This window comes from Prauserella sediminis, from assembly GCF_014195435.1.
In the GTDB taxonomy this organism is placed as follows: Bacteria; Actinomycetota; Actinomycetes; order Mycobacteriales; family Pseudonocardiaceae; genus Prauserella; species Prauserella salsuginis.
In genome coordinates this window covers 1,135,747-1,162,125 of the sequence record NZ_JACIBS010000001.1, presented here as the reverse complement: position 1 = coordinate 1,162,125, position 26,379 = coordinate 1,135,747, and the positions used below count along the sequence as shown (strand labels likewise).

Genomic DNA, 26,379 nt, shown 5'->3' with positions numbered 1-26,379 from the left:
CACTTACGAAGGGGGTCATTCCCAATGGCTGGCGGTTTTGCAGGTACACCGGAGCAGTTCCAGAAGGCGTTCCAGGACGTGTCCGAGACCAAGGGGCAGATGGACGCCAACATGCAGAAGCTGCGTTCGAACATCGAGGCCACGTCGGCCGGCTGGCAGGGCGAGGCAGCCGGTGCGTTCCAGAACGTGATGGCCGCGTTCGACGAGAAGAACCACAAGCTGAACCAGGCGCTGCAGGACATCGCGGACCTGCTCCAGCAGTCCGGTCACAAGTACCAGCAGGCTGAAGAGGAGCAGAACTCCGCCATCAGCAACATCGGCAACGTTCTCGGCGGCCTCTGAGCAGGCGCTCCCACATCCTGATCCACCGCATTTCTTAAACTTTCTCTGGAGGGAAGAAGACCATGGCCGGAATCAAGGTTGATTACGCAACAATCCAGACGGCAGCCGAGGACTGCAAGTCCACCGGCTCGGAGCTGGAGGCCCTGTTCGAGCAGCTGAAGAGCAACCTGGCCCCGCTCACCAGCGAGTGGGAAGGTGACGCCATGGCGGCCTGGCAGGAGCTGCAGCAGAACTGGAACAACTCGCTCGACGAGCTGAAGCAGGTTCTCGCGCAGATCGCCACCGCGCTGCCGCAGATCGCCGACTCGTACCAGGGTACGGAGCAGGGCATCAAGGGCATGTTCGGCTGAGACGGCTTCGGCCGAGCAGCTGACGACGCTGTGTTGAGGCGGGTCCGGCGCTGACGCCGGGCCCGCTTTCTCATGTCCGGAGGAGGTGGGCGTGCCACCGGCTCCGGAATCGGCTGCGTGGCGCGTGCCCGAGTGCGCCTTCGGGGCATCGAACACAGCCCCGCGTCGGCGTGCCGTCGGTGGTGGGCCAGCGGGAGGGCCTCAGGCCTTCCCATCGCTGTCGTGCCGTCGAAGGGTGGCCGGCGGGTCGACGGGCGGAATACAGTCACGCGCCGGCGTGCCGTCGAGGGGTGTGGTCGGGTCGGCGTAGTTGAGGTGCCACAGGGGCTTCACTCGGCCCGGCGGTGGTACGTAAAATGCGTCGGCGCCGGATGTCGACGCGCCGGTGCGGCCTCCTCGGCGTGCGGGGCCGCCGACATTAAGATGACCGGCCGACCCGACCCCGCTTCCATGCGCTCCGAAGCGACCGGGTATCTTCGTAGTCTGTGCGCGCGCCGAGTGTTTGCGCCCAGCCCGCACGTACCCACAAGCAATCTTGACGACGAGGTAGACCCTTGCCCACGTACAGCCCTAAGCCCGGCGATGTCACCCGTGCCTGGCACGTGATCGACGCCCAGGACGTCGTGCTCGGCCGGCTCGCGACCGAGGTTGCCACGCTGCTGCGCGGCAAGCACAAGCCGACCTACGCTCCTCACGTGGACACGGGTGACTTCGTCATCATCGTGAACGCCGAGAAGGTCGCCCTCACCGGCAACAAGCGCGAGCAGAAGTTCGCGTACCGCCACAGTGGCTACCCGGGCGGCATGCGCAAGCAGTCGTTCGGCGAGCTGCTGGACCACAAGCCGGAGCGCCTGCTCGAGAAGACCATCAAGGGCATGCTGCCGAAGAACAAGCTCGGCCGTGCCATGGGTAAGAAGCTGAAGGTGTACGCCGGCCCGAACCACCCGCACGCCGCGCAGAACCCGCAGCCGCACGAGATCACCAAGATCGCTCAGGTGACCAAGTGAGTGAGGAACAGCCTGTGACCAGCACCGAGACCGAGGCCGCCACCGAAGCGGCTGTGATGAGCGAGACGCCGGCCGCGCCGAAGCCGTCTCGTGCCGCCGGTGGCACCGCGCAAACGGTCGGCCGGCGCAAGGAGGCCGTCGTCCGGGTGCGCCTCGTGCCCGGCAGCGGCCAGTTCAAGCTCAACGGCAAGCCGCTTGAGGACTACTTCCCGAACAAGGTGCACCAGCAGCTCATCCGTGAGCCGCTGGTCACGGTCGAGAAGCCGGAGTCGTTCGACATCTCCGCGAACCTGCGTGGCGGCGGCCCGTCGGGTCAGGCCGGTGCGCTGCGCCTGGCCATCGCCCGTGCGCTCGCCGAGATCGACGCCGACGACCGTCCGGCGCTGAAGAAGGCCGGCTTCCTCACGCGTGACGCGCGTTCGACGGAGCGTAAGAAGTACGGCCTCAAGAAGGCCCGTAAGGCGCCGCAGTACTCCAAGCGCTGACCTACGGCGAAGGTTTCCGGTCGCGTGCGTCACATGCGCGCGCGGCAACACGCGAAAGCGCCCATCCGATATACGGGTGGGCGCTTTCGCGTGTCCGCACCGGAGTGGCGCGTGTTGCGCTTTCCGGGGGCCGTGTCGCGTTTCCCAGGGGCCGTGTTGCGTCCTCCGGAGACCGTGTTGCGTCCTCCGGGTGCGTGTCGCGCCTGGAGCGCTTCCGTCGACGCCGGCGCTCGACCGCGCATTCGGGCATCTCCGGTTGCCGATCGTCGCCGGTTGCCGATCGTGACCGGTGCGCCGGGGTGTCGGTGCGGCGGCTTGCGGGTGTGTCGGTGGCGGCGCGGTGTCCGGTTCGGCTCGGCCTGCCGATCGACGGAGTGTCGGCGGGTTCGAGTGCCGGGTGAGGTGCGGAACGTCGTCGTGCGGGCACCGGCGGTAGCGCTATCGGCGACCCGCCGGTATCGCCCGCGCGTGTGTCGCTAAGTTGTCGGCGCGGCGCGCAGTGCCCACCGTGGGCTCGGGAGCGTCGTGAGACGCGAGAAATTGGCAGTTGGAGGAACGTATGGCCCGCCTGTTCGGCACCGATGGTGTGCGTGGTCTCGCGAACGGTGAGCTGACACCGGAGTTGGCGATGTCGGTAGCGGCTGCAGCCGCGGGTGTGTTGGCTGCGCACGACCGGTCCCACCGCCCGGTGGCTGTTGTGGGGCGGGATCCGCGCGCGAGTGGCGAGATGCTGGAGGCAGCGGTGGCTGCCGGCCTCGCGTCGGCGGGTGCGGACGTGCTGCGGGTCGGTGTGCTGCCGACTCCGGCCGTGGCGTTCCTCGTGGGCGACCTGGGTGCGGATTTCGGCGTCATGATCTCGGCGTCGCACAACCCGATGCCGGACAACGGCGTGAAGCTGTTCGGCGAGGGTGGGCACAAGCTGCCGGACAGCATCGAGGACGAGATCGAGGCGGCTCTCGCGGGCGACGGTCCCGGCCGGGTGCGCCCGACGGGGTCGGAGATCGGCCGGGTGGTCGACGTCGACGACGCGGTACAGCGGTACGTGTCGCACCTGGTGGCGGCGACGCCGCACGCGCTGTCGGGCCTGAAGGTGGTCGTGGACTGTGCGAACGGCGCGGCGTCGACGGCGGCACCGGAGGCGTACCGGAAGGCCGGCGCCGACGTGGTGACGATCAACGCCGAGCCGGACGGGCTGAACATCAACGACGGATGCGGTTCGACGCATCCGGAGCGGCTGCAGGAGGCGGTCGTCGCCTGCGGTGCGGACCTGGGGATCGCGCACGACGGCGACGCCGACCGGTGCCTGGCCGTGGACGCCGCGGGCCGGCTGGTGGACGGCGACCAGATCCTGGCGGTGCTCGCGCTGGACATGGCAGAACGCGGCGAGTTGGCGCACACGACGCTCGTGGCGACGGTGATGAGCAACCTGGGCCTGCACCTGGCGATGAAGGAACACGACATCGCGCTGCGCACGGCGGCCGTCGGCGACCGGTACGTGCTCGAGGAGCTGCGGGCCGGCGGGTTCGCACTCGGTGGGGAGCAGTCGGGGCACGTGGTGCTGCCTGCGCACGCGACGACGGGTGACGGGCTGCTGACGGCGTTGCGGCTGATGAGCAGGGCCGCGGCTACGGGCAAGCCGATGGCGGAGCTGGCGGCGGTGATGGAACGGTTGCCGCAGGTGCTGGTGAACGTCCGGGTGGCCGACAAGGCCGCGGTGGCGGCGTCGCAGGCCGTGAAGGACGCCGTCGAGGCGGTGACCGACGAGCTGGGCGAGGAGGGGCGCGTGCTGCTGCGCCCGTCGGGAACCGAGCAGCTGGTGCGGGTGATGGTCGAGGCGAAGGCCGAGGCCACGGCGCAGGCCGCCGCCGACCGGCTGGCGGGAGTCGTCGCCGCCGTGGCGTGAAGGCGGCCGACACCGATCACTGGAAGCCGGTCGAGGTCGACCGGGGGTAGTCGGGTGCCGTAACCCTGGGCTGAACGTCGATTGGCGGTTGGCCGGGGCGTGCAACTCGCTGCACTGCTCCCGGAGCTCACCCGCTCCCCGGCTGTCGGGCCCTGCGGTGCAGGTCATGCACGGCTGGTGTGGTTGTTCTCGTGTCGTGGACCCGGCCGATTCGGTATGTTTCGCTGTGCATCTGTAACGGCACTGGACGTCATCGTGTTGCGTCTGAACCGTGAGGAGCAAGCTCGACCCGCACGACCACGCAACAGGGGGAGGAACCGATGGCCGGTGGACACAAGGTAGACCCGGGCAAACTGGGACAGGTGGGTAAGAACTACACCCAAGAAGGAAAAGGTCTCGGCGAAGCCGGAAAAAAGATCGAAGCCGGAGTCGGTGAATCACAGATTGGCAACCTCTGGTCGGAGACGGCCGAGAAGTATGCGGATGCCATTGAGCAGTATCAAACCGCGGTCAAAAAGTACGGCGAACAAGTAGGGGACTTGGGCGACAAACTCAGCAAGGCCGCGAAGTCGTACGAAGACGGTGAGGCTGTCAGCGCCGAGTCGATCGCGAAGAAGGGGGTCTGAAATGGACCGCGAGGCCTCTATTGCGCTGAGTGGACTGCGAGGTGACGAAGCTCGCGCCAAAGCAGTCCAGCAAATGGCCAACTCGGTTTTCACAGACGCAGAGCTGAAAGAGATGAAAACTCTGCTCGATGATCCAGACATTTCATCGCAGCAGCGTGGTCAAATGTTGATGGCTCTATCCAACGCGGGCATGGTCAGTCATCAGGAGATCGACAAGTATTCGAGCAAGTACGGATACGACGCGGAAGACATCAAAGAGGGCGGAGAGGCTCCGCTCGAGAACCTTATGAACGCCCGTAAGAGTCTTGACGGCGTCAACAAGGGAAAAATCAAGGACGCTAAAAAGAACCTGGACGAGGGCGGCTTCAAGACTTCGGACGAGATCATTGGCGAGGTCGGTCCGGCAATCAAGCTCTTTGACAACTTTCATCCGCTTTACAAACAAGTAAAGCAGCTGAATCTTGGGGATGGTCAGGGTAATGAGAAGCCGGAGTATGTCGAATCAGACCTGACTGAGGACAAGAATTCAGGCCCCGGCAGTGGTCAGTACACCCACACCGGTGGCTCGCCGCAGCAGATTCGAGCGGGTCTTGACGAGTTCCGCGGCATGAACTTCGGTGCGTTCGGTCAGGACGCGAACATGCTGGGAACCGCTTCAAGTGCGGTTGACGAGGCGAAGGAGTCGCTCGACACGGCGTGGGGGCAGGGTACCCAGGACTGGACCGGCGATGCCAAGCAGGCGGCGCAACAGCAGAACAAGGCGATCGTCGACAACGCCGACAAGCTCTCGGAAGCCTTGGGTCGCGCGCCGGAGAACATCAAGACGGTAAGTGGTGACAACAAGAAAAACGTAGTCGAGTATGCCAAGGCCGTCCTGCAGGTCTACGGTGATGGAAAAATCACCGGCCTCACCCAGCAACAGGTTGCGGACCTGATCAAGGCGCACGAGGAGATTCCCAACGCCCTGCGGGAGCTCAATAATGCCATCCAGGAGATGGAAAACAAGAGCATGTGGGACCATATCGGCGACTTCTTGACGAGCCCGTTTTCGCTGCTTCAAGGGGCGCTTGGGCCGGTTGGGTCCATACTCGGTTACGTTGTCGCCGATCAGATCACCGAAGAGAATATCTACGCGGAACGTGACAAGATCAAGCAGGCCCAAGCTGATACGAAGCAGAAGCTTCTGGATTTCGCCAATGGTTACGACAAGAAGGTAAAGGGATTTCACGACCAGGGGCGTAATGCCGGCAAGGCGATTCAGAAGAACTACTCCACCCTGATTCAGCAGCTTGGTAAGGACCTGGAAGGCGCGTTTACCGGCCAGCGTGGCCCGGGTGGCGATGGCAAGGGGTCTGGCGCTCAGGCCATCACGGATCCAGGTGGTGCTGGTAATCAGCAGCCTGGAGGTGGCGGAGGTGGAACTTCCACTCCTCCCGGAGGGGGTGGAGGCAATGCCGGTGGCAGTTTCACGCCGCCTCAAATGGACGGTGGGGGTGGCCCTGTCGCCGGTGAGCAGGCGCAGGGGGAAGCAGGTCAGGGCGGGAACGGTCAGCCGAAACCGGGCGAAGCGGGTGACGGGAAGAACCCTGTCACGGGCGGCAAGCTCGAAACCGACCCGGAGACCGGCGAGCCTTACCCGATCGACCCGGCGACCGGTGAGGCAGTCAAGGACGCTGCCGAGCGCGACACGTTGACGGTCGAACAGGGCGACAAGAAGTTCGAGTTCGCGGAGCCCGACGCCAACGGCGAGATGGGGATCTCCGTCGACGACGGCAACGGGCAGCTCAAGGACTACAAGCTCGACTTCGGCAACAGTGAGGACGCGTCCGGAGGTGCCCAGCCGGGTGGGCAGACCGACGGTGGCCCGGCACAGGCCGGCGGCCAGAATCAGGGGCTCGGCCAGGGACTCGGAGGACAAGGCCAGGGTCCGGGGGTCAGCCAGGGACAGAACCCTGGTGAACAGGGTCGGCAGGATTTCGGTCCGCAGGGCTCCGGTGACGGGGCCGGTGGCGCCCAGGGCGGCGGCCGGGACGAGAAGGTCTACACGCCGGACGAGGACGGCAAGATCCGCATCCAGGACGGCGACACCGAGATCGTCGCCGAGCAGCCCGACGGACCCGATGGGCCGACCAAGGTGACCGTCGACGACGGCAAGGGCGAGCCGACCACCTACACCCTCGGTGAGGACGAGACGGCCGGGTCCGAGGCAGGCGGCGACCGGTTGCGTCCGGCAGGGGACGCCCCGGGCGACACCGACATGTTGGCCCAGAACGCACGCATGGACCCGGCGGCCGGCGGCCAGGAACCCGGACTCGACGGTGGTTCCACCGGCGCGGCGCAGGCGGCAGGAGACCTCGCCGCCGAAGGTGGAGGCGGGGCTGTCGACGCAGGCAGCGAAGCGATGCAGGCCGGTGCGGCTTCCGACCCAACCGCAGGTGGGCCCGCGGCGATGCCCGACGGTATGGACTCGGCTGACGGTGGTGCGTCCGGATCTGCAGCCGGTGATGCGGCACAGGCAGGCCCAGCAGGAACGGCCGACCAGCCGGACGCGAACGGTGACGCCGGCGGCGCGAGCGGTCCCGACGACTCCACCGCACCCGCATCCAGCCTCGGATCATCCCTGGGTGACGACGCACTCGGCGGCGGTGCCGGCGAGGCGGACGGCAGCAGCCTCGGTGACGCAGACATGGGTGACAGCCCGAGCGGCGACTCCGCGGCCGCATCCGGTGACGGCGACAACGGCGGCCCTGGTGGCTCCGGCGACCGCGGTGGCGGCTCCGGTGGTGCCGGTATGGGCGGCGGCATGATGGGCGGAGGCATGGGCGGCGCCGGAGGTGGCGGCGGTGGCGGCGACGAGGAACGGCAGAGCCAGTTCATCCTCAACGCCGTCAGCGATCTGTTCGGCGAGGCCGTGGCCGGGAATCACATCAGCGGCACGATCGGCGACGGCGTCGAGTCCGCCGTGTCGTTCAGCCGGTAACGGCACACTGATAGACCAGGAGGCAGTCGACGATGACCGAGAGCGCAAGTCCCGAGCTGCTAGAGGCGCTCGCCGAGAATCGCGCGGAATTCGCAGCGGCATCTGCCGAGATCAGTGAGCGTGCGGAGCGGCAGGAACGCGAGATCATTGAAGCGGCCGAGCAGCGGCGGCAGGAAAGCCTGGAGCGTTGCAAAGAGTTGGATGAACAGGCCGCCGCCAACAAGGAAGCCCGCGAGGATCCGAACTCGAAGAACGAGTGGTTGCAGCGGCGGGACGACGGGGGCGGTCGCACGATGGACTTCGGTCCTGCCGGCGACGAGCTGGAGGAGGCGCCGGTCGACCCGGCACCTGCGCAGCCCACCGCACCGACTCCGCAGCCGCCGGTCGCGGAACCTCCGCAGCAGTCCACCCAACCGGTCCGGCCTCCCGCCCGTCCCCGGACCGACGAGGACGACGACGAGGACTTCGCCAATCGCGACTGGTTCGTCTAGTGGCCCGCACAGGCGATGTGCCCGCCTGCCGCGCTTACCCGGCTGACACCACGCGCTGACACCACGCGCTGACGACAGCATGCACGGCGGCGGTCGTCCGGATCACCACGGTCCGGTCGGCCGCCGCCGTTTCTCCACCAGGACCACCACCCACCTGCCCTCGTCAACCCCGCAGCCGTCGACACCACCACCGACGCCGCAGCGCATCACCATTGCACCGGTCACCAACCCGGCCTGCGCACCCCACACCGCCCGCGTCGTCCACACCATTCGCCGGCGCTGTTCCTCTCCGGGTGGTAGCGGCTGTTTCGCGTTCCTCCGATCTTCCCAAGCCGGTACATTTCGTGTGCAGATGCGACGGCACCGATCCGGTACTTCTCGCGTCCTATGCGGCAGATGACCACAGATGATTTCCAGGGGGTGTCGACGGTGAGCGGGGTCAATGCGCCGGACGGCTACACGGCCGACCAGGGTTCGATGTCGAACCAGGCCACGCGCATCAGCGATGCCGCGGCGAGTGCGCAGGAGGAGGTTTCCGACGTCGGCACGTCGAACGTCGGCGAGGGCGGATTCGGCAAGGCGCACACGGATTTCAGCGGTGACTACACCACGGGCTTTCAGACGATCGGCGAGGCGGCGCAGGCCATGTGCGGCGCGCTGACGTCGTTCGCGAGCACAGTCGGTGCCGCCGGGCAGCAGTACGGCGCGGCCGAGGAATCGCAGGCGCAGGCGGCCAACCAGGCGGGGAGTGGACTGTGAGCGAGTACACCTGGGAGGAGACGAAGGAGATCCTCGACGATCCGTACGTCTCCGCCGACACCAAACAGGCGGTTCTCGGCCGCTACTCCATGAGCGGCGACGGTAACGATGCCGCCGAGGACTACTACGAGAAGTACAACGTCACTCCTCACCCGTACCCCGGGGGCTACGGCGGCGACCCCTACGGCGGCGGCTCGTGGGGCAACTACGACGGCTACGACAGCGACAAGGACCCCTACGAGCGGGCGCGCGAGGAATCGGAGGAGGGCAGCTACCGGGGCCGTCAGATCGAGTCGAAGCTCGAGGACAACAGCGGCGAACTCGACCAGGCCCAGCCGCCCGGGTCGTCGTCCTCGTCGACGACGAGCATCACCACCTCCGACGAACTGCTCGAACTGGCCAAGGACGCGCTCGACACGTTCCACAAGTTCCTGCCGATCGACGCGGAGGCCCCGGCCGACTCGCAGCGCATCGACGGTCCGCTCGATTACGCCTCGGACATCCGCGAGCGCTACTGGGAACAGGGTGGCATCGACTTCCAGAAGTTCCTCGACGACGCCGAGCAGCTGCGCAAAGCGCACGGCACGTTGCAGGAACTGCAGAAGAGCACCCAGCAGGACCTCAACTCGCTGTATCGCGACTGGACCGGGGACGCGGCGAACGCGTCGTACCAGCAGTACAGCGAGGACATCGAGCCGAACTCGAATGAGCTGATCGAGCACCTGTCGGGGGCATCCGAGGTGATCGAGACCGCCGTCCGCACGGTGTTCGACACGGTCAAGTACAAGGCCGAACAGGTCATTCAGCTCTACACCCCGACGGTCGGCCAGGCCACGCCCGACGTCGCACGGAAAGTCATGAAGCTCGCGCGCGGCGACTTCGACAACCAGGACCAGGTACTCGAGGTGGCCGCCTGGGTCGACTCGGTGTGCGGCTCCAACCTGGAATCCACGATCCGCGCGGACGACTGCGGCCTCAACGACGAGAACAAGGAACTCGTCATCACCGAGACCAAGACGTGGATCCGCGAATCGTGGAACGTCGACCTGTACGAGAACCTGTACGCGTCGTTCAAGTCGCTGTGCGACTCGACGAAGGAAGCCGTCGACCAGGCCTACGGCACGCTGAACGAATACCTCGGTGAGTACGAGAACGGCTTTCCCGCACAGCCGGGCGGGCAGCAGCCGGGCGGGCAGCAACCCGGTGTCGACGCGGGCGTCGGAACCCCCGGAGCGGGCGCCGGCACTCCGGGAGGCGGAGCGGGGACGCCGAACGTGCCGACCCCGGGCCCGGGCGTGTCCACCCCGGGCGGAGGTGGCGGCGCGCCGGGCGGTGGCGCGTCGGGCGGTGGCGGCGGGGCCCCCGCCACGCCGACCCCGGAGGTCCCGACCCCCGAATCGCCGGAGATGCCGGAGTTCGAGACGCCGGGCCCCGGCACCGGCGGCCCCGGCAGCGGCGACTCCGACGGCAGCGACACGGACGTGACGACGCCGCAGGCGGACCTCGACACCGACACCGGTGGCGGGCCCGACAGCCTGCTCGGCACGCCGGGCGGCGACCGCGACAAGCTCACGGTCGAAGAGGGCGACAACAAGCTCGAGATCACCGAGCCCGACGAAGACGGCAGGATGGAGATCTCCGTCGACGGCGGCGAGGGCCCGCTGAAGGACTACCAGCTCGACTTCGGCGCTGACGACAACGCGGCCGGTACCGGTGAGCCTGGCGACTTCGGTCCGAAGGGCACCGGCGGCGCCGGTGACGGGGCAGCGGGCGACAAGGTGTACCGGCCCGACCCGGACGGCAAGATCCGCATCGAGGACGGCGACATGAAGATCGTCGCCGAGCGGCCCGACGGCCCCGGCGGCCCGACGCTGGTCACGGTCGACGACGGCGAGGGCGAGCCGACGACCTACACGCTCGACGGGCTCGACGACGGTTCCGGCGGCGGGATCGGCTCGCTGTCCGGCGACTTCACGCCGTCCTCGTCGATCTCGGGTGACCTCGGCGACACCGCCGCGGGAGCCGGAGCAGGCGCCGGCGGTGTGGGCGCCGGCGGCGTGGGCGGTTCGGATTCGATCGGCGCGGGTGCCGGTTCCATCGGCGCTGGTGCCGGCTCGGTCGGCGGCGGAGGTGGCGGCGGGTTCTCGGCAGATGGCGAGCCGCAGCAGCCGCTGGACGAGGGTTCCCGCACGAGCGGCACGACCGCACCTCCCGCGAGCGGGGCGCCCGCGGCAGCCGCCGCCCCCTCGGGCGGTGACGCCGGTGGCGGAGCGGGCGGTGGCCGCGGCGGAATGGGCGGCGGCATGATGGGTGCGCCGATGGGCGGTGCTGGCGCCGGTGGTCAGGGCGGCGGCCAGGAGCGGACATCGAGCTACCGCATCGACGGTGGCCTGTTCGACGGCTCCGAGTCCCCGCAGGCCATCACCGGCACGATCGGCGACGACCCGCCCGCCGTGCGCTACGACAAGTGAGCGCGCTGCGACAGGTGAGCGGTGCGACAGGTGAGCGCACTGTGACAAGTGAGCGCTGCGACAAGTGAGTGTGCTGCGACAGGCGGCGTGTGACACGGCGGCAGGTGAGGACATGACAGCGGGAGAGGCTCATGGCTGAGGGCAGGGCGGCGGCCGCGCTCGCCCGGTTCGACCAGATCAACCGGGAACTGGCCGACCGGCAGGCGTTGCGCGAGCGCAAGGCGGCCGAGGCGAAGCAGCGCGCGTCGGAGAACCTCGCGCGGCGCGGCGAGGTTGCCGAGCGGTCGGCGAAACACCTCATCGAGCTGGCGAAACGCCAGCGCGCGAACAGCGGTTTCGACACCGGGCGCTCGCGGGAGGACGAGGAACACGTGCTGCAGTTCGACGTCGAGGACGAGGAGGTCGCCACGGACCGGGCTGCCTACCCCGCGGAGCGGCCGAACTACACGGCGGAGCGGCCGAACTATACGGCGGAGCGGCCGACGTACGCCGCGGAGCGGTCCACCCAGCACCCGGCACCTCCGCAGGCGGAGCCGGCCGCACCGTCGGCACCGCAGGCACAACCGGTGCGCAGGGCCTCGCCTGCCTATGACGAGGATGACGAGGACTTCTCCAACGAGACCTACCTGAAATGAGCGTCCCCGACATGAATGTCGACGAGAGTGCCGGTGTGCCGGCCGTGGCGAATCCTGTGGTCCGCGAACGTGCAGGGGAGATCAAGGCGTTGGTGTGCCGGGTGCTGGAGACCGAGCCGGATGCGGTGGGTCTCGAGGACCGGTTCGTCGATGACCTGGGCGCGGACTCGATGAAGCTGATCGAGTTGTTGTCGCACCTGGAGATCGAGTTCGACGTGGAGATCGACGAGGACGAGCTGGACCGGCTGGTGCATCTGCAGGGCGTGTACGACGTGCTCGGCGACGTCGCCGGCGCGTAGGCGTGACCGGTTCGGGTTCGCGGGCCGAGCGGCGCCGCGTGGTCGTGACGGGCGTCGGTGTCGTGTCGTCCATCGGCACCGGCGCCGACGCCTACGCGCGTGCGCTGCGGGAAGGCCGCAGCGGGGCGCGGCCGATCGAGGCGTTCGACACCACGGGGTTCGCCCACGCCACCGGCTGTGAGGTCGTCGGGTTCGACCCGGAGGAGTGGCTGCGGCGGATACCCGTTGCGGAAGCGGGCAGGGCGGCACAGTTCGCGATCGCCTCGGCCAGGATGGCGGTCGATGACGCGGGGATCGGTGAGGACGACCTGCGCGACCGGCGCGGTCTCGTGTCCATCGGCACCACCGACGGTGGTTCCGACGACGGCGAACGGCTCGCCGCCGCGTTCGTCCACGACGGCCCCGCGGCCACCGACCCGGCCGCCGCGCGCCGCGTGCCCGCGAGCCGCCTCGCCACCGGCGTCGCCCGTGACCTGGGGCTCGCCGACGTCGAGACGTCGACCGTCGCCACCGCGTGCGCCGCGGGTAACTACGCCATCGGCGGCGGGGTCGACGCGATCCGCACCGGCGAGGTCGACTACGCCCTCTGCGGCGGCGCCGACGCGTTGTGCCGTATGACGTTCACCGGCTTCTACCGCCTCGGCGCGGTGGACCCCGAGCGCTGCCGGCCGTTCGACGTCGACCGCCGCGGCATCCACACCGGCGAAGGCGGCGCCGTGCTGCTGCTCGAACCCCGTGAGGACGCGCTCGCCCGCGGCGCCCGGATCTACGCGGAGGTCCTCGGTTACGGCCTCAACTGCGACGCCCACCACCAGGTCGCCCCGCACGGCGAGAGCGTCGCCCGCTGCATGGCGCTGGCACTCGAGGACGCCGGCGTCGCGCCGGGCGACGTCGACCTGATCTCCGCCCACGGCACCGGCACCAAGGCCAACGACGTCACCGAATGCGGCGCGATCCACGGCGTCTTCGGCGCCGACGGTGACGTTCCGCCCACCGTGTCGGTCAAGTCGATGCTCGGTCACACGATGGGTGCGGCGAGTGCGCTCGCCGCGGTGGCGTGCGCACTCGGCATCGACCGCGGTTTCATCCCGCCGACAATCAACCACACCGAGACCGACCCGGAGTGCGCCGTCGACTGCGTCCCCAACACATCCTCCGGCGCCGAGCTGCGCGTCGTGACGAACAACGCACTCGCGTTCGGCGGCAACAACGCCGTGCTCGTGCTGGGCAGGCCCGCATGACCGGCGCGGTGATCACGGCGTGGTCGGCGATCTCGGCGTGCGGCATCGGCGCCGCCGCCCATCGCGCGGTGTACGGCGACCCTGCCCGCAGACCCCCGCCTACTCCGGTGGGCGATCCGGTGCCCGGCGAAGCCCACGTGGCCGCGGACTTCGACGTCACCGAGGCCCTCGGACCGAAGGGCACCTCGTCGATGGACCGGTGCAGCGGCCTCGCCGTCGCCGTCGCGGCGGAGCCGCTCACCGCCGGGCAGCGCCCCCAGGGGCACTTTGGTTGCATTCAACGCAACCAAAGTGCCCCTGGGGGCATCGCACCACGGAGCGTCACCGGAGTGGTGCTGGGGACGACGTCGGGGAGTGCGCAGACACAGCTCGACTTCACGCGCGAATCGCTGACACGTCCCAAGCCGTACCGCGTCAACCCGGCGCTCATGCCGTTCGCGCTGATGAACAGTGCCGCGGGCCAGACGGCTATCTGGCACGGCCTCACCGGGCCGAACACGACGATCGCGGGCGGCCGCATGTCCGGGTTGTCGACCCTTCGCTACGGCGCGCGGCTGCTCGCCGCCGGCCGCGCGGACGCCGTGCTGTGCGGCGCCGTCGAGGAGTACGGACCCGCCCGCCAGTGGCTCGCCGACCAGCGGACGCCCGCCGCCGCAGGCCGCCGCCCACTGGGAGAGGGCGGTGCCGTCCTGCTCCTCGAACCCGCGGCCGACGACCCCTTCGCGGCCTCCGGTGACGACGCACACCACCGCGACGCGCACCACCAGGACGCGAACCGCCACGATGCGAGCGGTGCCGGCGGCCGCACCCCGCTGGCCGAACTGCTGGGCGTCGACACGCGGGTGGACGTCGACGACGATCCCGCGGCGGCGCTCGACGCTTGCATCCGCCGCACGCTCGATCGCGCGGGTCTGACCGGGGGCGACGTGGGCGCGGTCGCCGTGTCCGGACCACCGGGCCCGCTCGCGGGAGCCGAACGCGACGCCGTCGCACGCACCGCCGCTCGGGCCGACGTGCGCGATCCGGGCGAGATCCTCGGTGACACGGGCGCCGCGGCCGGCCCGTTCCAGGTCACGCTCCTGCTCGATCGCCCCGGCGTGGCACTCGTGACCGCCGTCGACGAGGACGGCACGGTCGGCTGCGGACTTCTGCGCGTGTACTGACCGGGGTCAGCGCGCCTTCGCCGTCACGGCCTTGTCGGAACCGGCGTCCTGCTCCTCGAGGTCGACGATCTTGGCGGCCTTCACGCTCTCGTCGAGCAGCGGCCGGTACGTGTCGGTGCCGGTCAGGTGGGTCAGGAAGAACGCCGTCAGCAGTGCTCGCACCGTGCGTTGCGCCGCCCGGTTGGGCTTGCCGTGCACGAGCAGCCTGCTCCAGTGCATGCCCTCGGTGATGGCCAGGTGTGACGTCTTCGGCATGGTCCGCAGCTGCACCGGACCGGCCCAGGCGCGGGCGATGGCCTCGGCATTGCCCAGGGAGGGTGCGACGAGGTCGTCCTCGGCCGCCAGGTGCAGTCCGGGGCATCGCACCTGCTGGGCCGCGGTCGACGCCGACGGGATCGTCTGGGCGGGTGCGAACGTGCCGACCGCGCGGACCTCCGGTTCCTTCGCGGCCGTCAGCACCGCGGAGCCGCCGCCCGTCGAGTGTCCGCCGACGCCCACCTTCTCCGGGTCGACGCTGATCGCACCCGGTCCGAGCCGCACGTTGGTGATCATTTCCAACGTCGACAACAGGTCGTCGCCCAGCAGCCGGTGCGACGGCAGCGGCCCACCCTGGGTCGACGGTGCGGCCGCGACGATGCCCCAGCTCGCCAGGTGCCGCAGCAGCTCGCGGTACTGGCCGGTCGGCTGCAGCCACCCGTGACCGAACGCGACGGCCGGCAGTCCGCGGCCCTCCTTCGGCGTGTAGACGACGCCCGGCAACCCGACCAGAGCCAGGTCACCGCGCAGCACGTGGTGCGGTCCCGGGAAGGTGAGGTCCTCGAGCAACTGCTTCGCCTTGGCCATGCCGCGCAGATTACTCGACAACCTGCGGTGACGAGACGGCCGACACAGGTCCGCGATCCGCCGTGCCGCCACCACGCCCGTCGGATGCGGCCGGGAGGGCGTCGCTGTGTCGTGTCGATACGCTGGAGGGCGTGTGTGGAATCGTCGGATACGTCGGGCACCGGGACGCACTGGATGTGGTGCTCGGTGGGCTGCGACGCATGGAGTACCGCGGCTACGACTCGGCGGGCGTCGCCGTCCTGGACGGGACGGGTGGCCTGACGGTCGAGCGGAAGGCGGGCAGGCTCGCGAACCTGGAGGCCGCGCTGGACGAGGCGGGCCGGCCGAGGTTCGAGGGCACGTCCGGGATGGGCCACACGCGCTGGGCCACGCACGGCCCACCGGTGGACCGCAACTCGCACCCGCACCGGGACGCGGCCGAACGCGTCGCGGTGGTGCACAACGGCATCATCGAGAACTTCGCCCAGCTCCGCGCCGAGCTCGAGGCCGACGGGGTCGAGCTGGAGAGCGACACCGACACCGAAACGGCCGCGCACCTCATCGCGCGTGCCTACGAGATGGACCCGGACACCGCCGGTGACCTGCCGGCCAGCGTCCGCGCGGTGTGCCGCAGGCTCGAAGGCGCCTTCACGCTGGTGGTGACGCACGCCGACCACCCGGACCAGATCGTCGCGGCGCGCCGGTCGTCGCCGTTGGTGGTGGGCGTCGGCGAGGGCGAGACGTTCGTGGCCTCCGACGTCGCCGCGTTCATCGAGCACACCCGCGAGGCCGTCGAGCTCGGCCAGGACCAGCTCGTGACAATCAACCGCGAGGGCTACCAGGTCAGTGACTTCGACGGCGAGCTCGCCGAGGGCAAGCCGTTCACGGTCGACTGGGACCTGTCGGCCGCCGAGAAGGGCGGCCACGAGTACTTCATGCTCAAGGAGATCGAGGAGCAGCCCGAGGCGCTCGCCAATTCGCTGCGCGGTCACTTCTCCGGCGGCCGGGTCGTCCTCGACGAGCAGCGCATGTCCGACCAGGATCTGCGCGACATCGACAAGGTGTTCGTCATCGCCTGCGGGTCGGCGTACCACTCGGGGCTGGTCGCCAAGTACGCGATCGAGCACTGGTGCCGGCTGCCCGTCGAGGTGGAGCTGGCCAGCGAGTTCCGCTATCGCGACCCGGTGCTGGACCGCGACACGCTCGTCGTGGCGGTCTCCCAGTCCGGCGAGACGATGGACACCCTCGAGGCCGTCCGCCACGCGCGGGAGCAGAAGGCGCGGGTGCTGGCGGTCTGCAACACCAACGGGGCGCAGATCCCGCGTGAGTCGGACGCCGTGCTGTACACGCACGCGGGGCCGGAGATCGGCGTCGCGTCGACGAAGGCGTTCCTCGCGCAGATCGCGGCCAACTACCTCGTCGGCCTCGCGCTCGCGCAGGCCCGCGGCACCAAGTTCCCCGACGAGGTGGGCCGCGAGTTCGCCGAACTGGAAGCCATGCCGAAGGCGGTCGAGCAGGTGCTCACGACCGTCGGCCAGGTGCGCGACCTGGGTGCGCGGCTAGCCGAGTCGAAAGCCGTGCTGTTCCTGGGCAGGCACGTCGGCTACCCGGTGGCGCTCGAAGGCGCGCTCAAGCTCAAGGAACTCGCGTACATGCACGCGGAGGGCTTCGCCGCGGGCGAGCTCAAACACGGTCCGATCGCGCTGGTCGAGAAGGACCTGCCGGTCGTCGTGGTGATGCCGTCGCCGCGGGGTCGCGCGGTGCTGCATGCGAAGCTGGTGTCGAACATCAGCGAGATCCAGGCCCGCGGCGCCCGCACCATCGTCATCGCCGAGGAGGGCGACGAGACGGTGCGCCCGTTCGCCGACGAACTCATCGAGGTGCCGGCCGTGTCGACGCTGCTGCAGCCGCTGGTGTCGACCGTGCCGCTGCAGGTGCTGGCGGCCGAGATCGCGCGGACCCGGGGTTTCGACGTGGACAAGCCGCGCAACCTCGCCAAGTCCGTGACGGTGGAGTAGCCGTCGTGCGCGGCGTGTGGACCACCGCCGGGGTGCGGGAGGCCGAGGACGAGGTGCTCGCCCGCACGCCCGACGGTGCGCTCATGCGCCGCGCCGCGCACGCGGTCGCGCTGCGGGCGGCAGCGATGCTCACCGAGCACACGGGCGGCGTTGCGGGCCGCCGCGTGCTGCTGGTCGTCGGGGCTGGCAACAACGGCGGCGACGCGTTGTGGGCGGGTGCTTTCCTGCGCAAGCGGGGCGTGGGCGTCGGTGCGGTGCTGCTGGCCCCGGAGAAGGCGCACGCGGCTGGACTGGCCGCGTTGCGCCGTTCCGGTGGCCGCGTGGTGTCCGAATCGGACGTTCCACAGTGGATCGAACAGGCCGACCTGGTGGTCGACGGCGTCGTCGGCATCTCCGCGCGCGGCCCGTTGCGGCCCGCGGCCGCCGACGTGTTCGACCGGGTCACCGCACCTGTGCTCGCCGTCGACCTGCCCAGCGGCGTCGACCCCGACACCGGGGCCGTCGACGGGCCCGCCGTGCAGGCCACCGCCACGGTCACGTTCGGCGCGCGCAAGCCCGTGCACGTGCTCAACCCCCGGCGGTGCGGCGACGTCACGTTCGTCGACCTCGGCCTGCCCCTGGGCGCCGAGCACGGCCGGGCTCCCGACCTGTGGCAGCTCGACGTCGCCGACGTCGCCGCGGCCTGGCCGGCGCCGGCACCGGCCGACGACAAGTACACCCAGGGCGTGGCGGGTATCGCCGCGGGTTCGGCGACCTATCCCGGCGCGGCGGTTCTCGCCGCGGGCGCCGCCGTGCGGGCGACGTCGGGCATGGTGCGCTATGCCGGGCCTGCCGCCGACGAGGTGCGCTCATGGTGGCCGGAGGTCGTCGCGACCGGGTCGGTGGGCGACGCGGGACGGGTGCAGGCGTGGTCGGCGGGGCCGGGCCTCGGCACCGGACGCGACGGCTCCGACGTCCTCGCCCACGTCCTCGGACAGGGCGTGCCCGTGTGCGCCGACGCCGACGCGATCACGCTCATCGCCACGCGCCCCGAGGTCCTCGACGCCCGCGACCCCGGCACGCCGCTGGTGCTCACCCCGCACGACGGCGAGTTCGCCCGCCTGACCGGCGACCGCCCCGGCGCCGACCGCGTGGCCGCCGCCCGTGACGCGGCCCGCCGGTTCGACGCCGTCGTGCTCCTGAAAGGCCACTGCACTCTCGTCGCCGCGCCCGAAGGGCGGGTGCTCGTCAACCGGCCACGCGGTGCCTGGCTCGCGACCGCGGGGTCCGGCGACGTGCTCTCCGGCATCCTCGGCGGACTGCTCGCGGCGGGGCTCGACCCGTGGCTGGCCGCGGGCGCGGCCGCCGACGTCCACGCCCGCGCGGGGGAGATCGCGGCGGCAGGCGCCCCGACCTCGGCATCGCAGGTGCTCATGGCCGTGCCGGAGGCGATCCGGCAGGTACGCGCACTGTGCGACGATGGCTCGCGCAACGCGTGAACCGCGGCGACGCCCCCGGTCCGCAGCCACGCGCCCGCACCCTCGAACGAGCAGTCCCGAACTCGTGACCCGGCATTCGACAGCAGTGACCCGACAGGCAGCAACCCGACAGCAGTAACCCGACAAGCAGTGACCCGGGGGCAGCGACCCTGACCGGCAACAGCACACTCCGGACGACAGCCCGCCGCCCCTCGGCGGCCCTCGACAGCAGCACAGGAAACTCATGACCGCACACACCCGGCCGGCGCGGGCGCTGGCGACCGTGGACCTCGACGCGATCCGCCGCAACGTCGCGCTGCTCTCGTCGCGCGCCGCAGGGTCGGGCGCCGAGACGATGGCGATCGTCAAGGCCGACGGCTACGGCCACGGCGCCGAACAGGTCGCTCGTGCGGCTCTGCGCGGCGGCGCGACCTGGCTGGGTGCGTGCTCGATGGCCGAGGCGGTCGCCCTGCGCGAGGCCGGGATCGACGCGCCGCTGTTCAGTTGGCTCGAGGCCGTCGACACCGATTTCACCCCCGCGCTGGAGGCGGACATCGACGTGTCGGTGTCGTCGGTGGCCGAACTCGCGCGGGTGGCCGACGCCGCCGCGAGTACGGGCAGGCGGGCGCGGGTGCACCTGAAGATCGACACAGGGCTCTCGCGCAACGGCTGCCCCGCCGAACTGTGGCCCGCGCTGGTGAAGTCCGCAGCGGGGGAGCCGGGCATCGACGTGGTTGCCGTGTGGTCGCACCTGGCCGCGGCCGACGAACCCGGCCACCCGTCGATCGACCGGCAGGCCCAGCGGTTCGCCGACGCCTATGCCCTCGCGCGCGAGGCGGGCCTGAACCCGTTGCGGCACCTGGCGAACTCCGCGGCCACGCTCACCCGTCCGGACCTGCACTTCGACCTCGTCCGCCCCGGCATCGCGATCTACGGCCTCAACCCCGTGCCGCAGCAGGAACAGCTCACCCCGGCGATGACGTTCTCCTCGCACGTCGTGCTGACCAAGCGCATCGCGGCCGGGGAATCGGTGTCGTACGGCCTCACCTGGACCGCCGACCGGGACACGACCGTCGCGCTCGTGCCCGTCGGCTACGCCGACGGCGTGCCGCGCACGCTGTCGGGCCGGATGGACGTGTGGCTCGGCGGGCGCAGGCGGCCCGTCGTCGGCCGGGTGTGCATGGACCAGGTCGTGGTCGACTGCGGCGACGACGAACCGCAGGTCGGCACTGACGTCGTGCTGTTCGGCACCGGTTCGGAGGGCGGCCCGACCGCGCGCGAATGGGCGGACAAGATCGGGACCATCGACTACGAGATCGTCACCGGCATGTACCGGCCGCGCGTGCAGCGCGCGTACACGGGAGCGGATTCGTGACCGCGGACGCCGGCCAGCACGACCCCGGGGGCGTGCTGGGTTCGCCGGGTGACGGCAGGGTCTCGAGAGTCGCCGCCGAGGACGGCACGCCGTTGATCGTCGAGGAGGTCACGCCTTCCGGTGGCGACGCGGAGCTGGCCGTGGTGGGCGTCCACGGGTTCGCGCTCTCGCGGCGCAGCTGGCATTTCCAGCGGGCCGCGCTCACCGCACTCGACCGGCCGCACGTGCGCCAGGTGTACTACGACCACCGCGGGCACGGCGAATCCGGTCCCGCCGACCCCGACTCCAGCACGATCGAACAGCTCGCCGCCGATCTGCACGTCGTGATCCGCACCGTCGCGCCCCGCGAGCCGATCGTCCTGATGGGACATTCGATGGGCGGCATGGTGATCATGGAGCTCGCCCAACAGGCTCCGGAACTGTTCGCCTCGCAGGTCCGCGGCGTCGCACTGCTGGCCACCGCCGCCGGTGAGGTCGGCAGTCACGGATTGCCGAGATCGTTGCTGTCGCGGAAGAATCCGCTCACGCGCAGTGTCGGCGAGCTCGCCGGATGGCAGCCGGGGATCGTCGAGTTCGTGCGCGCCGCTGGCGGTCAGCTGACCCGCACCGCGGTGCGGCACCTCGCGTTCGGCAAGCACGACGTGCCCTCCGCTGTCGTGTCGTTCATGCAGGAGATGCTGGCGGTGTCGTCGGTGAAACAGCTGGCCGGCTTCGCCGACACGTTCGGCACCCACAACCGGTACGCCGCGCTGGCCGGGCTGAAACACGTGCACACGCTCGTCGTCGGCGGGGACGCCGACCGCATCACGCCGTACTCGCACACCGAGCGCATCGTCGCCGAGCTGCCGGACGCCTCGCTGCTGCGACTGCCCGGCGCCGGCCACATGCTGCAGCTGGAACAGCCGGACGAGGTGAACAGCCACGTGATCGACCTGGTGCAGCAGTGCGCCGGTGTTACGGGGCAGGGACAGGCGAAACGGAAGTCGAGGTGGTGGCGCCGGTGACCATCGAACTGAGGACCGCCGACGATGCGATCCGATTCGGACGGTCGTTGGGACGGCAGCTGCGCGCGGGGGATCTCGTGCTGCTGGCGGGCCCGCTCGGTGCGGGGAAGACGACGATGACACGCGGAATCGCCGACGGCATGGGCGTTTCCGGTCGGGTCAGTTCCCCGACGTTCGTGCTGGCGCGCGTGCACCCCGCTCCCTGCGGCGGGATCGCGCTCGTACACGTCGACGCCTACCGCCTCGGCGGCGATCTGTCCGAACTGGACGATCTCGATCTCGACGCGGAACTCGAATCCTCCGCCGTCGTCGTGGAATGGGGCGAAGGGTTGGCCGAACCGCTGTCGGAGGACCGCCTCGTCGTCCGGATCGAACGCCACCCCGACGACACCCGCACCGTCACCCTCGAACCCCATGGAACCTGGAAGACCCGCGCCGACACCCTCCTCTGACCCCCGCGTGTCCTGCACTCAGACCCGCGTGTTCTGCGCTCGGCACCGCGTGTCCTGCATTCGGACCCGTGTGTTCTGCTCCCGCCCGTCGTCCGACCACCACCCTTCAACCACGCGCTGGGCGCGGCTGTGTCCTCGCGCGTGTTCTGCACTCGGACCTCGAGATGCAGGCGAACAACCGCCGTGTTGTCGACTCCGGGTGCTCAGTCGACGATGCCGCGGGCGATGCCGAGGTCGACGAGGTCCTGCGGGCGCAGGCGCAGCTGGTCGGCGGTCTCGGGGACGTCGTCGGCGTCGCGTTTGAGGATCCGTGCGGCGGCCTCGGGGGATGTGACCGAGAAGTAGGCGTCGGGGGTGATCCACATGCGGTCGGCGGCCGCGAACGCGAGCGCTCCGCCGGAACCGCCCTCGCCGATCACGAGAGTCGTCACCGGCACCGTCGCCGACGCCACCGCCGTGAACAGCTCGGCGATCGCGGGGCCCGCACCGGCGCGTTCGGCCTCGGGGTCGTTGGCCGCGCCCGGCGTGTCGACGAGCGTCAGCACGGGGATGCCCAGCCGGTCGGCGAGCCGCACCAGTCGTGCCGCGGTGCGGAATCCGGCGGGAGTGGTCGCCGTGCCGCACTGGGCGGCGTACGCCACCGTGGCGCCGTCGCGGTGGCCGAAACCGCACAGCACCCCGTCGTCGACGCCGCCGCTTCGGTCGCCGCGGATGTCCTCGCGCCAGTCGAAGTAGTCCTCCACATAGGACCGAGCAGCCGGGCGGTCGGCCGATCGTGCGCGGAGCACCGCGTCCCAGCCGGTGGTGGGCGGCTCCACCGATGCCATCTGCGCTACCGATGCCACCTGCGCTGCCAGCGCGCGAGGCGGGGGCGGCGGTTCCGCGGACGGTGCGGTGAGCAGCCGCAGCCACCTCCCGAGCCGCTCGCGCAGCAGCTGCGGTTCGACGATCTGGTCGACGTGTCCCGCGGCGAACTGTCCCTCCGCGGTGTAGGCGCCGGCATCACCGGGCGGTCGCACGCGGGACCCCGCGAAGCCGACCTGTGCGCCGCCGACAGCCAGCGCGACGTCGGCACCGGCACCCAGCGTCGCCCATCCGCCGCCGGTCGTTGGGTTACGCAGGACGGCGACCTGCGGCAGGCCCTCGCCGCGCGTCAACGCCGCCTGTCTCGCGATGCGCTGTAGCTGGGTCAGAGCGCGCATGCCCTCCTGCATCCGGCTGCCGCCGGTGGCGATCAGTGACACCACCGGCAGCCCCGTCCTGCGGGCACAGGCGAACGCCGCCTCGATGCGGTCGCCCGTCCGCCGGCCGATCGAACCGCCGAGGAAGCCGAAGTCGAACGCGATCAGCACGGCCTCGGTCCCGTCGATCACGCCGGTGCCCGCCACGACCGACTCGCGCTCGCCGGTCCGCTGCCGGGCGCGGTCGCATGCCGCGTCGTAGCCCGGCCAGCCGATGGGCCCGTCCACCTCCGCGGGAGGTGTGCCGTCGGTGCCGGGCAGTTCGGTGAACGCCGAGGCGACGAGCCCGATCACCTCGCGGCCGGAATCGGGCAGGTCAGCCATGGAGGGACCGCTTCATCAACTTGCCCATGTCGTTGCGCGGCAACTGGTCGAGGAACCGCACCACCCGCGGCCGCTTGTGCGGCGTCAGCAGCCGTGCCACGTGGTCGGCGAGCTCCGCCTCGGTCGGCGCGGTGCCCGCCGGTACGACCCATGCCACGATCCGCTCGCCGAGGTCGTCGTCCGCCTCGCCGGTCACGGCCGCCTCGGCGACACCGGGATGTTCGATGAGCGCGTTCTCGATCTCGCCCGCGCCGATCTTGTAGCCACCGGACTTGATGATGTCGGTTCCCTTGCGTCCCACGATCTTCACGTAGCCGTCGGCGTCGCGGACGGCCATGTCGCCGGTGCGGAACCACGAGTCGTGGAAGGCCTCGGCCGTGGCGTCGGGACGGTTGAGGTACTCGGTGAACAGGTTCGGCCCGCGCACCTCGATCTCGCCGACGGTCTCGCCGTCCCAGGTCCCGATCGGCGTGCCGGACTCGTCGACGAGCCGGAGCTCCACGCCGCGCAGCGGCACACCGACCGTGCCCGGTTTGCGCTCGCCGTCGGCGCGCACGCTGGTGTTCATCAGCGTTTCGGACATGCCGTAGCGCTCGACGACCCGCTGGCCCGTTACGGCGTGGATGCGCTGCTGGTCGTGCACCGGCAGCGCGGCGGACCCGGACACGAGCAGCCGGGCACCGCGCAGCGCCCCGGCCAGCGCAGGATCGGCGTCGAGCTCGTCGGCGATCCGGTGGTACATCGTGGGGACGCCGAACATCATCGTGGCACCGCCTGCCAGCGCGTCGGTGAGGGCTGCCGTGGAGAACGTGCCGAGGTGCCACACCGTGCCGCCGCGGCGCAACGGGCCGAGCACGCCGAGGATCAGCCCGTGCACGTGGAACAGCGGCAGCCCGTGCACCACGGTGTCGTCCGACGTCCACAGCCACGCGTCCTCGAGTGCGTCCAGAGTGGAGGCGATGGCGCGGCGGGGCAGCACGACGCCTTTCGGGGCGCCGGTCGTGCCGGAGGTGTAGACGATCAGCGCGGGCGCCTCGGCGTCCGGTTCGGCCGGCAGCTCGGCCGCGGCGGCACGGACGTCGACGTCCATGCGTGGCACGTCGGCCAGGCCGTGTGGGAGCTCGTCCCCGGTGGCGGCGAGCACCAGGCCGGGTTCGCTGTCGGACACGATGTGCGCCAGTTCGCGCTCGCCGATCTTCGGGTTCAGCGGCACGGCGGGCACGCCCGCCAGCAGCGCACCCACCACGGCGACCGCGGTCTCCAGGCTCGGCGTCGCCCACACCGCCACCCGGCCCACGCCGGTCAGCCTGCCCGCGAGCGCGCCCGCGGCCCCGGCCAGCTGGTCGTAGCTGAGGGTCCGCTCGCCGAACCGCACCGCGGTCTTCGCTGGCGGGGCTGGCAGGGACGGGAACAACGGCGGCACGCTCACACGATCTCCTCGGTCGGGTCTTGTCTCGAATCCTGTCCCCGGAGTCGTCGAGGCTCGACGACTCCGGGCAGCGGGCGGTCGGTGCCGGTCATCCGAAGCCCGGCACGACGAGTATCAGCCACGCGACGGCCGGCGCCACGGCCACGACGAGCCCGCCGTAGATCATCAGCTGCCGGAAGAACCTGCCGCTGTCCACGTCGTCGTCGACGTTGGCGAGCACCAGCGCACCGTTGGTGGAGAACGGGCTGACGTCCACGACGGTCGACGCGACGGCGAGTGCGCACACCATGCCGATCGGCCCGATCGTGCCCTCGGCCAGGAACGGCACGGCCAGCGGGATCAGCGCGCCCATGATGCCGACGGACGAGGCGAACGCGGACACGATCGCGCCGATATAGCAGAGCAGCAGGGCGGCGAGCAGCGGAATGCCCACGTCCGACACGGCCTCGCCCGCGTAGTCGATCGTGCCCATCTCCTGCAGTACGCCGACGTAGGTCAACATGCCGCAGATCAGCAGCACCGTGGGCCACGTGATGTGGTTGATCGCCTGCCTGCTGGTGTCCGGCCACACGATCGAGAGCAGGACCGCGAGCGTGATCGCCGACAGGCCGACGTCGAGGTCGAACACCAGCGCCCCGGTGACCAGTGCCGCGAGGCCGGCCAGCGTCGCGATCCGGGCCGGGGTGAGGCGCAGTGATGCGGAACCGCCGCCGTCGGAACCGTCGGAACCGGAGCCGTCGGAGCCCGAGTCTTCGGAGCCGGAGTCGGGGCCCGAGCCGCCGGATCCGCCAGCGGTCGCGGATCCGCCGCCAGGAGCCGCGGCGGCGGTCGCCATCGCGGGCCGGTCCACGCGCTGGGCGGTGCGGGCCAGTTTGAGGCCGCCGCAGACCACGAACACGAGGACCGCGATCACGAGGTTCATCGCGATGCTGGCGAGGAACAGGACGAGCTCGGTGCTGGGGAGGCCTTCCCGCGCGACGATGCCGTTGACGATCGTGCCGTAGATGCTGATCGGGGAGAAGCCGCCGGCCTGAGCGCCGTGAACGACCATCGCGCCCATCAGCAGCGGACTGATCCGGTACTGGGAGGCGAAGTTGAGCGCGATCGGCGCGACGATCGCGACCGCGGCCGGGCTCACGGCACCGATCGCGGTGAGCGTGCCGCTGATCGCGAACATCACCCACGGGATCAGCACGAGTCTGCCGCCGACCAGCCGGATCGAGGCGTGGACCAGCCAGTCCGTCGTGCCGTTCGCCCGCGCGATGGAGAACAGGTAGGTGACTCCGACGAGCACCACGAACAGGTCGCCGGGGAAGCCGGCGAAGATTCCGTCGGCGTCCATGCCGGCGGCGAGTGTGCCCACCCCGAAGGCCGCGGCGAACGCCAGCGCACCCATGTTGATGGACCGCGTCGTGGCGATCACGAACACCACGACCAGCACGAGGATCGAGACGAGTTCGGCGGACATGCGGATCTCCCGTCGTTGGGCTCGCTGTCGTCGGCCG

The 26,379-nt window shown here is 70.3% G+C and carries 24 protein-coding genes; 19 read left to right on the top strand and 5 right to left on the bottom strand.

Annotation, left to right across the window (positions count from 1 at the left end; all coding sequences use genetic code 11):
* Window positions 1-24 precede the first annotated feature (24 nt).
* From FB384_RS05105 to FB384_RS05070, 8 genes are all read left to right on the top strand, one after another.
* The gene (locus FB384_RS05105) at window positions 25-342 is read left to right on the top strand and encodes a WXG100 family type VII secretion target (protein ID WP_183779600.1); all 318 of its coding nucleotides are present in this window, start codon (window positions 25-27) and stop codon (window positions 340-342) included.
* Window positions 343-404: 62 nt separating this feature from the next.
* Window positions 405-692, top strand: coding sequence for a WXG100 family type VII secretion target (locus tag FB384_RS05100; RefSeq protein ID WP_183779598.1), 288 nt, complete (start codon window positions 405-407; stop codon window positions 690-692).
* Window positions 693-1,246: 554 nt separating this feature from the next.
* Complete coding sequence (gene rplM, locus FB384_RS05095; protein WP_183779596.1) at window positions 1,247-1,699, top strand: 50S ribosomal protein L13; 453 nt, start codon at window positions 1,247-1,249, stop codon at window positions 1,697-1,699.
* A gap of 14 nt (window positions 1,700-1,713) precedes the next feature.
* Window positions 1,714-2,184, top strand: coding sequence for a 30S ribosomal protein S9 (gene rpsI, locus FB384_RS05090; protein ID WP_183779594.1), 471 nt, complete (start codon window positions 1,714-1,716; stop codon window positions 2,182-2,184).
* Window positions 2,185-2,743: 559 nt separating this feature from the next.
* Entirely contained in the window at window positions 2,744-4,087 is a 1,344-nt protein-coding gene (glmM, locus tag FB384_RS05085; protein WP_183779592.1) for a phosphoglucosamine mutase, read from the top strand.
* A 320-nt stretch (window positions 4,088-4,407) separates the two neighbouring features.
* Entirely contained in the window at window positions 4,408-4,713 is a 306-nt protein-coding gene (locus FB384_RS05080) for a WXG100 family type VII secretion target (RefSeq protein ID WP_183779590.1), read from the top strand.
* Between the two features lie 73 nt (window positions 4,714-4,786).
* Window positions 4,787-7,693 (top strand): hypothetical protein, encoded by a 2,907-nt coding sequence (locus FB384_RS05075; protein ID WP_221213380.1) that lies wholly within the window; start codon window positions 4,787-4,789, stop codon window positions 7,691-7,693.
* Window positions 7,694-7,725: 32 nt separating this feature from the next.
* On the top strand, window positions 7,726-8,184 hold the full coding sequence (locus FB384_RS05070) for a hypothetical protein (RefSeq protein ID WP_183779586.1): 459 nt from the start codon (window positions 7,726-7,728) through the stop codon (window positions 8,182-8,184).
* Between the two features lie 102 nt (window positions 8,185-8,286).
* On the opposite strand, the gene FB384_RS05065 is transcribed toward FB384_RS05070, so the two are convergent.
* Entirely contained in the window at window positions 8,287-8,454 is a 168-nt protein-coding gene (locus tag FB384_RS05065; protein ID WP_183779584.1) for a hypothetical protein, read from the bottom strand.
* A 126-nt stretch (window positions 8,455-8,580) separates the two neighbouring features.
* Between FB384_RS05065 and FB384_RS05060 the strand changes: the two genes are divergently transcribed.
* The 6 genes from FB384_RS05060 to FB384_RS05035 all read left to right on the top strand — a co-directional run bounded on the left by FB384_RS05060 (window position 8,581) and on the right by FB384_RS05035 (window position 14,752).
* A complete protein-coding gene (locus tag FB384_RS05060) occupies window positions 8,581-8,943 on the top strand; it encodes a hypothetical protein (RefSeq protein WP_183779582.1) in 363 nt (120 codons plus the stop codon).
* Window positions 8,940-11,414: a WXG100 family type VII secretion target gene (locus FB384_RS05055; protein ID WP_183779579.1), complete on the top strand. Its 2,475-nt coding sequence runs from the start codon at window positions 8,940-8,942 to the stop codon at window positions 11,412-11,414. The genes FB384_RS05060 and FB384_RS05055 overlap by 4 nt, the downstream gene beginning before the upstream one ends.
* A 131-nt stretch (window positions 11,415-11,545) precedes the next feature.
* Window positions 11,546-12,049, top strand: coding sequence for a hypothetical protein (locus FB384_RS05050; RefSeq protein WP_183779577.1), 504 nt, complete (start codon window positions 11,546-11,548; stop codon window positions 12,047-12,049).
* Between the two features lie 11 nt (window positions 12,050-12,060).
* Window positions 12,061-12,348: an acyl carrier protein gene (locus FB384_RS05045; protein ID WP_183779575.1), complete on the top strand. Its 288-nt coding sequence runs from the start codon at window positions 12,061-12,063 to the stop codon at window positions 12,346-12,348.
* Window positions 12,349-12,350: 2 nt separating this feature from the next.
* Window positions 12,351-13,589: a beta-ketoacyl-[acyl-carrier-protein] synthase family protein gene (locus FB384_RS05040; RefSeq protein WP_183779573.1), complete on the top strand. Its 1,239-nt coding sequence runs from the start codon at window positions 12,351-12,353 to the stop codon at window positions 13,587-13,589.
* Entirely contained in the window at window positions 13,586-14,752 is a 1,167-nt protein-coding gene (locus FB384_RS05035; protein WP_183779571.1) for a beta-ketoacyl synthase N-terminal-like domain-containing protein, read from the top strand. Before FB384_RS05040 ends, FB384_RS05035 begins: the two co-directional genes overlap by 4 nt.
* 6 nt (window positions 14,753-14,758) lie before the next feature.
* Here the strand turns inward: FB384_RS05035 and FB384_RS05030 are convergent, their stop codons facing one another.
* Entirely contained in the window at window positions 14,759-15,595 is an 837-nt protein-coding gene (locus tag FB384_RS05030) for a dienelactone hydrolase family protein (protein ID WP_183779568.1), read from the bottom strand.
* A 131-nt stretch (window positions 15,596-15,726) separates the two neighbouring features.
* On the opposite strand from FB384_RS05030, the gene glmS reads away from it, so the two are divergent.
* From glmS to tsaE, 5 genes are all read left to right on the top strand, one after another.
* On the top strand, window positions 15,727-17,592 hold the full coding sequence (glmS, locus tag FB384_RS05025; protein WP_183779566.1) for a glutamine--fructose-6-phosphate transaminase (isomerizing): 1,866 nt from the start codon (window positions 15,727-15,729) through the stop codon (window positions 17,590-17,592).
* A 5-nt stretch (window positions 17,593-17,597) separates the two neighbouring features.
* On the top strand, window positions 17,598-19,070 hold the full coding sequence (locus FB384_RS05020; protein WP_183779564.1) for an NAD(P)H-hydrate dehydratase: 1,473 nt from the start codon (window positions 17,598-17,600) through the stop codon (window positions 19,068-19,070).
* 223 nt (window positions 19,071-19,293) lie between these two features.
* Window positions 19,294-20,424 (top strand): alanine racemase, encoded by a 1,131-nt coding sequence (gene alr / locus FB384_RS05015; RefSeq protein WP_183779562.1) that lies wholly within the window; start codon window positions 19,294-19,296, stop codon window positions 20,422-20,424.
* Window positions 20,421-21,428, top strand: a complete 1,008-nt coding sequence (locus FB384_RS05010) for an alpha/beta fold hydrolase (protein ID WP_258938002.1) — start codon at window positions 20,421-20,423, stop codon at window positions 21,426-21,428. The genes alr and FB384_RS05010 overlap by 4 nt, the downstream gene beginning before the upstream one ends.
* Complete coding sequence (gene tsaE / locus FB384_RS05005; protein WP_407676066.1) at window positions 21,425-21,880, top strand: tRNA (adenosine(37)-N6)-threonylcarbamoyltransferase complex ATPase subunit type 1 TsaE; 456 nt, start codon at window positions 21,425-21,427, stop codon at window positions 21,878-21,880. The genes FB384_RS05010 and tsaE overlap by 4 nt, the downstream gene beginning before the upstream one ends.
* Window positions 21,881-22,083: 203 nt before the next feature.
* Here the strand turns inward: tsaE and FB384_RS05000 are convergent, their stop codons facing one another.
* The 3 genes from FB384_RS05000 to FB384_RS04990 form a co-directional block, all read right to left on the bottom strand.
* The gene (locus FB384_RS05000) at window positions 22,084-23,445 is read right to left on the bottom strand and encodes a carboxyl transferase domain-containing protein (RefSeq protein ID WP_183779558.1); all 1,362 of its coding nucleotides are present in this window, start codon (window positions 23,443-23,445) and stop codon (window positions 22,084-22,086) included.
* Entirely contained in the window at window positions 23,438-24,868 is a 1,431-nt protein-coding gene (locus FB384_RS04995; RefSeq protein ID WP_183784998.1) for an acyl-CoA synthetase, read from the bottom strand. Before FB384_RS04995 ends, FB384_RS05000 begins: the two co-directional genes overlap by 8 nt.
* A 94-nt stretch (window positions 24,869-24,962) precedes the next feature.
* Window positions 24,963-26,342 (bottom strand): SLC13 family permease, encoded by a 1,380-nt coding sequence (locus tag FB384_RS04990; RefSeq protein WP_183779556.1) that lies wholly within the window; start codon window positions 26,340-26,342, stop codon window positions 24,963-24,965.
* Window positions 26,343-26,379: the final 37 nt, after the last annotated feature.

What these genes read in the sequence shown, in the direction of transcription:
- FB384_RS05105 (WP_183779600.1), top strand. Translation starts at nt 25, where the DNA reads ATGGCTGGCGGTTTTGCAGGTACACCGGAGCAGTTCCAGAAGGCGTTC.
- FB384_RS05100 (WP_183779598.1), top strand. Translation starts at nt 405, where the DNA reads ATGGCCGGAATCAAGGTTGATTACGCAACAATCCAGACGGCAGCCGAG.
- glmM (WP_183779592.1), top strand. Translation starts at nt 2,744, where the DNA reads ATGGCCCGCCTGTTCGGCACCGATGGTGTGCGTGGTCTCGCGAACGGT.
- FB384_RS05080 (WP_183779590.1), top strand. Translation starts at nt 4,408, where the DNA reads ATGGCCGGTGGACACAAGGTAGACCCGGGCAAACTGGGACAGGTGGGT.
- FB384_RS05075 (WP_221213380.1), top strand. Translation starts at nt 4,787, where the DNA reads ATGGCCAACTCGGTTTTCACAGACGCAGAGCTGAAAGAGATGAAAACT.
- FB384_RS05070 (WP_183779586.1), top strand. Translation starts at nt 7,726, where the DNA reads ATGACCGAGAGCGCAAGTCCCGAGCTGCTAGAGGCGCTCGCCGAGAAT.
- FB384_RS05065 (WP_183779584.1), bottom strand. Translation starts at nt 8,454, where the DNA reads ATGGTGTGGACGACGCGGGCGGTGTGGGGTGCGCAGGCCGGGTTGGTG.
- FB384_RS05060 (WP_183779582.1), top strand. Translation starts at nt 8,581, where the DNA reads ATGACCACAGATGATTTCCAGGGGGTGTCGACGGTGAGCGGGGTCAAT.
- FB384_RS05050 (WP_183779577.1), top strand. Translation starts at nt 11,546, where the DNA reads ATGGCTGAGGGCAGGGCGGCGGCCGCGCTCGCCCGGTTCGACCAGATC.
- FB384_RS05045 (WP_183779575.1), top strand. Translation starts at nt 12,061, where the DNA reads ATGAATGTCGACGAGAGTGCCGGTGTGCCGGCCGTGGCGAATCCTGTG.
- FB384_RS05035 (WP_183779571.1), top strand. Translation starts at nt 13,586, where the DNA reads ATGACCGGCGCGGTGATCACGGCGTGGTCGGCGATCTCGGCGTGCGGC.
- FB384_RS05030 (WP_183779568.1), bottom strand. Translation starts at nt 15,595, where the DNA reads ATGGCCAAGGCGAAGCAGTTGCTCGAGGACCTCACCTTCCCGGGACCG.
- alr (WP_183779562.1), top strand. Translation starts at nt 19,294, where the DNA reads ATGACCGCACACACCCGGCCGGCGCGGGCGCTGGCGACCGTGGACCTC.
- FB384_RS05000 (WP_183779558.1), bottom strand. Translation starts at nt 23,445, where the DNA reads ATGGCTGACCTGCCCGATTCCGGCCGCGAGGTGATCGGGCTCGTCGCC.
- FB384_RS04990 (WP_183779556.1), bottom strand. Translation starts at nt 26,342, where the DNA reads ATGTCCGCCGAACTCGTCTCGATCCTCGTGCTGGTCGTGGTGTTCGTG.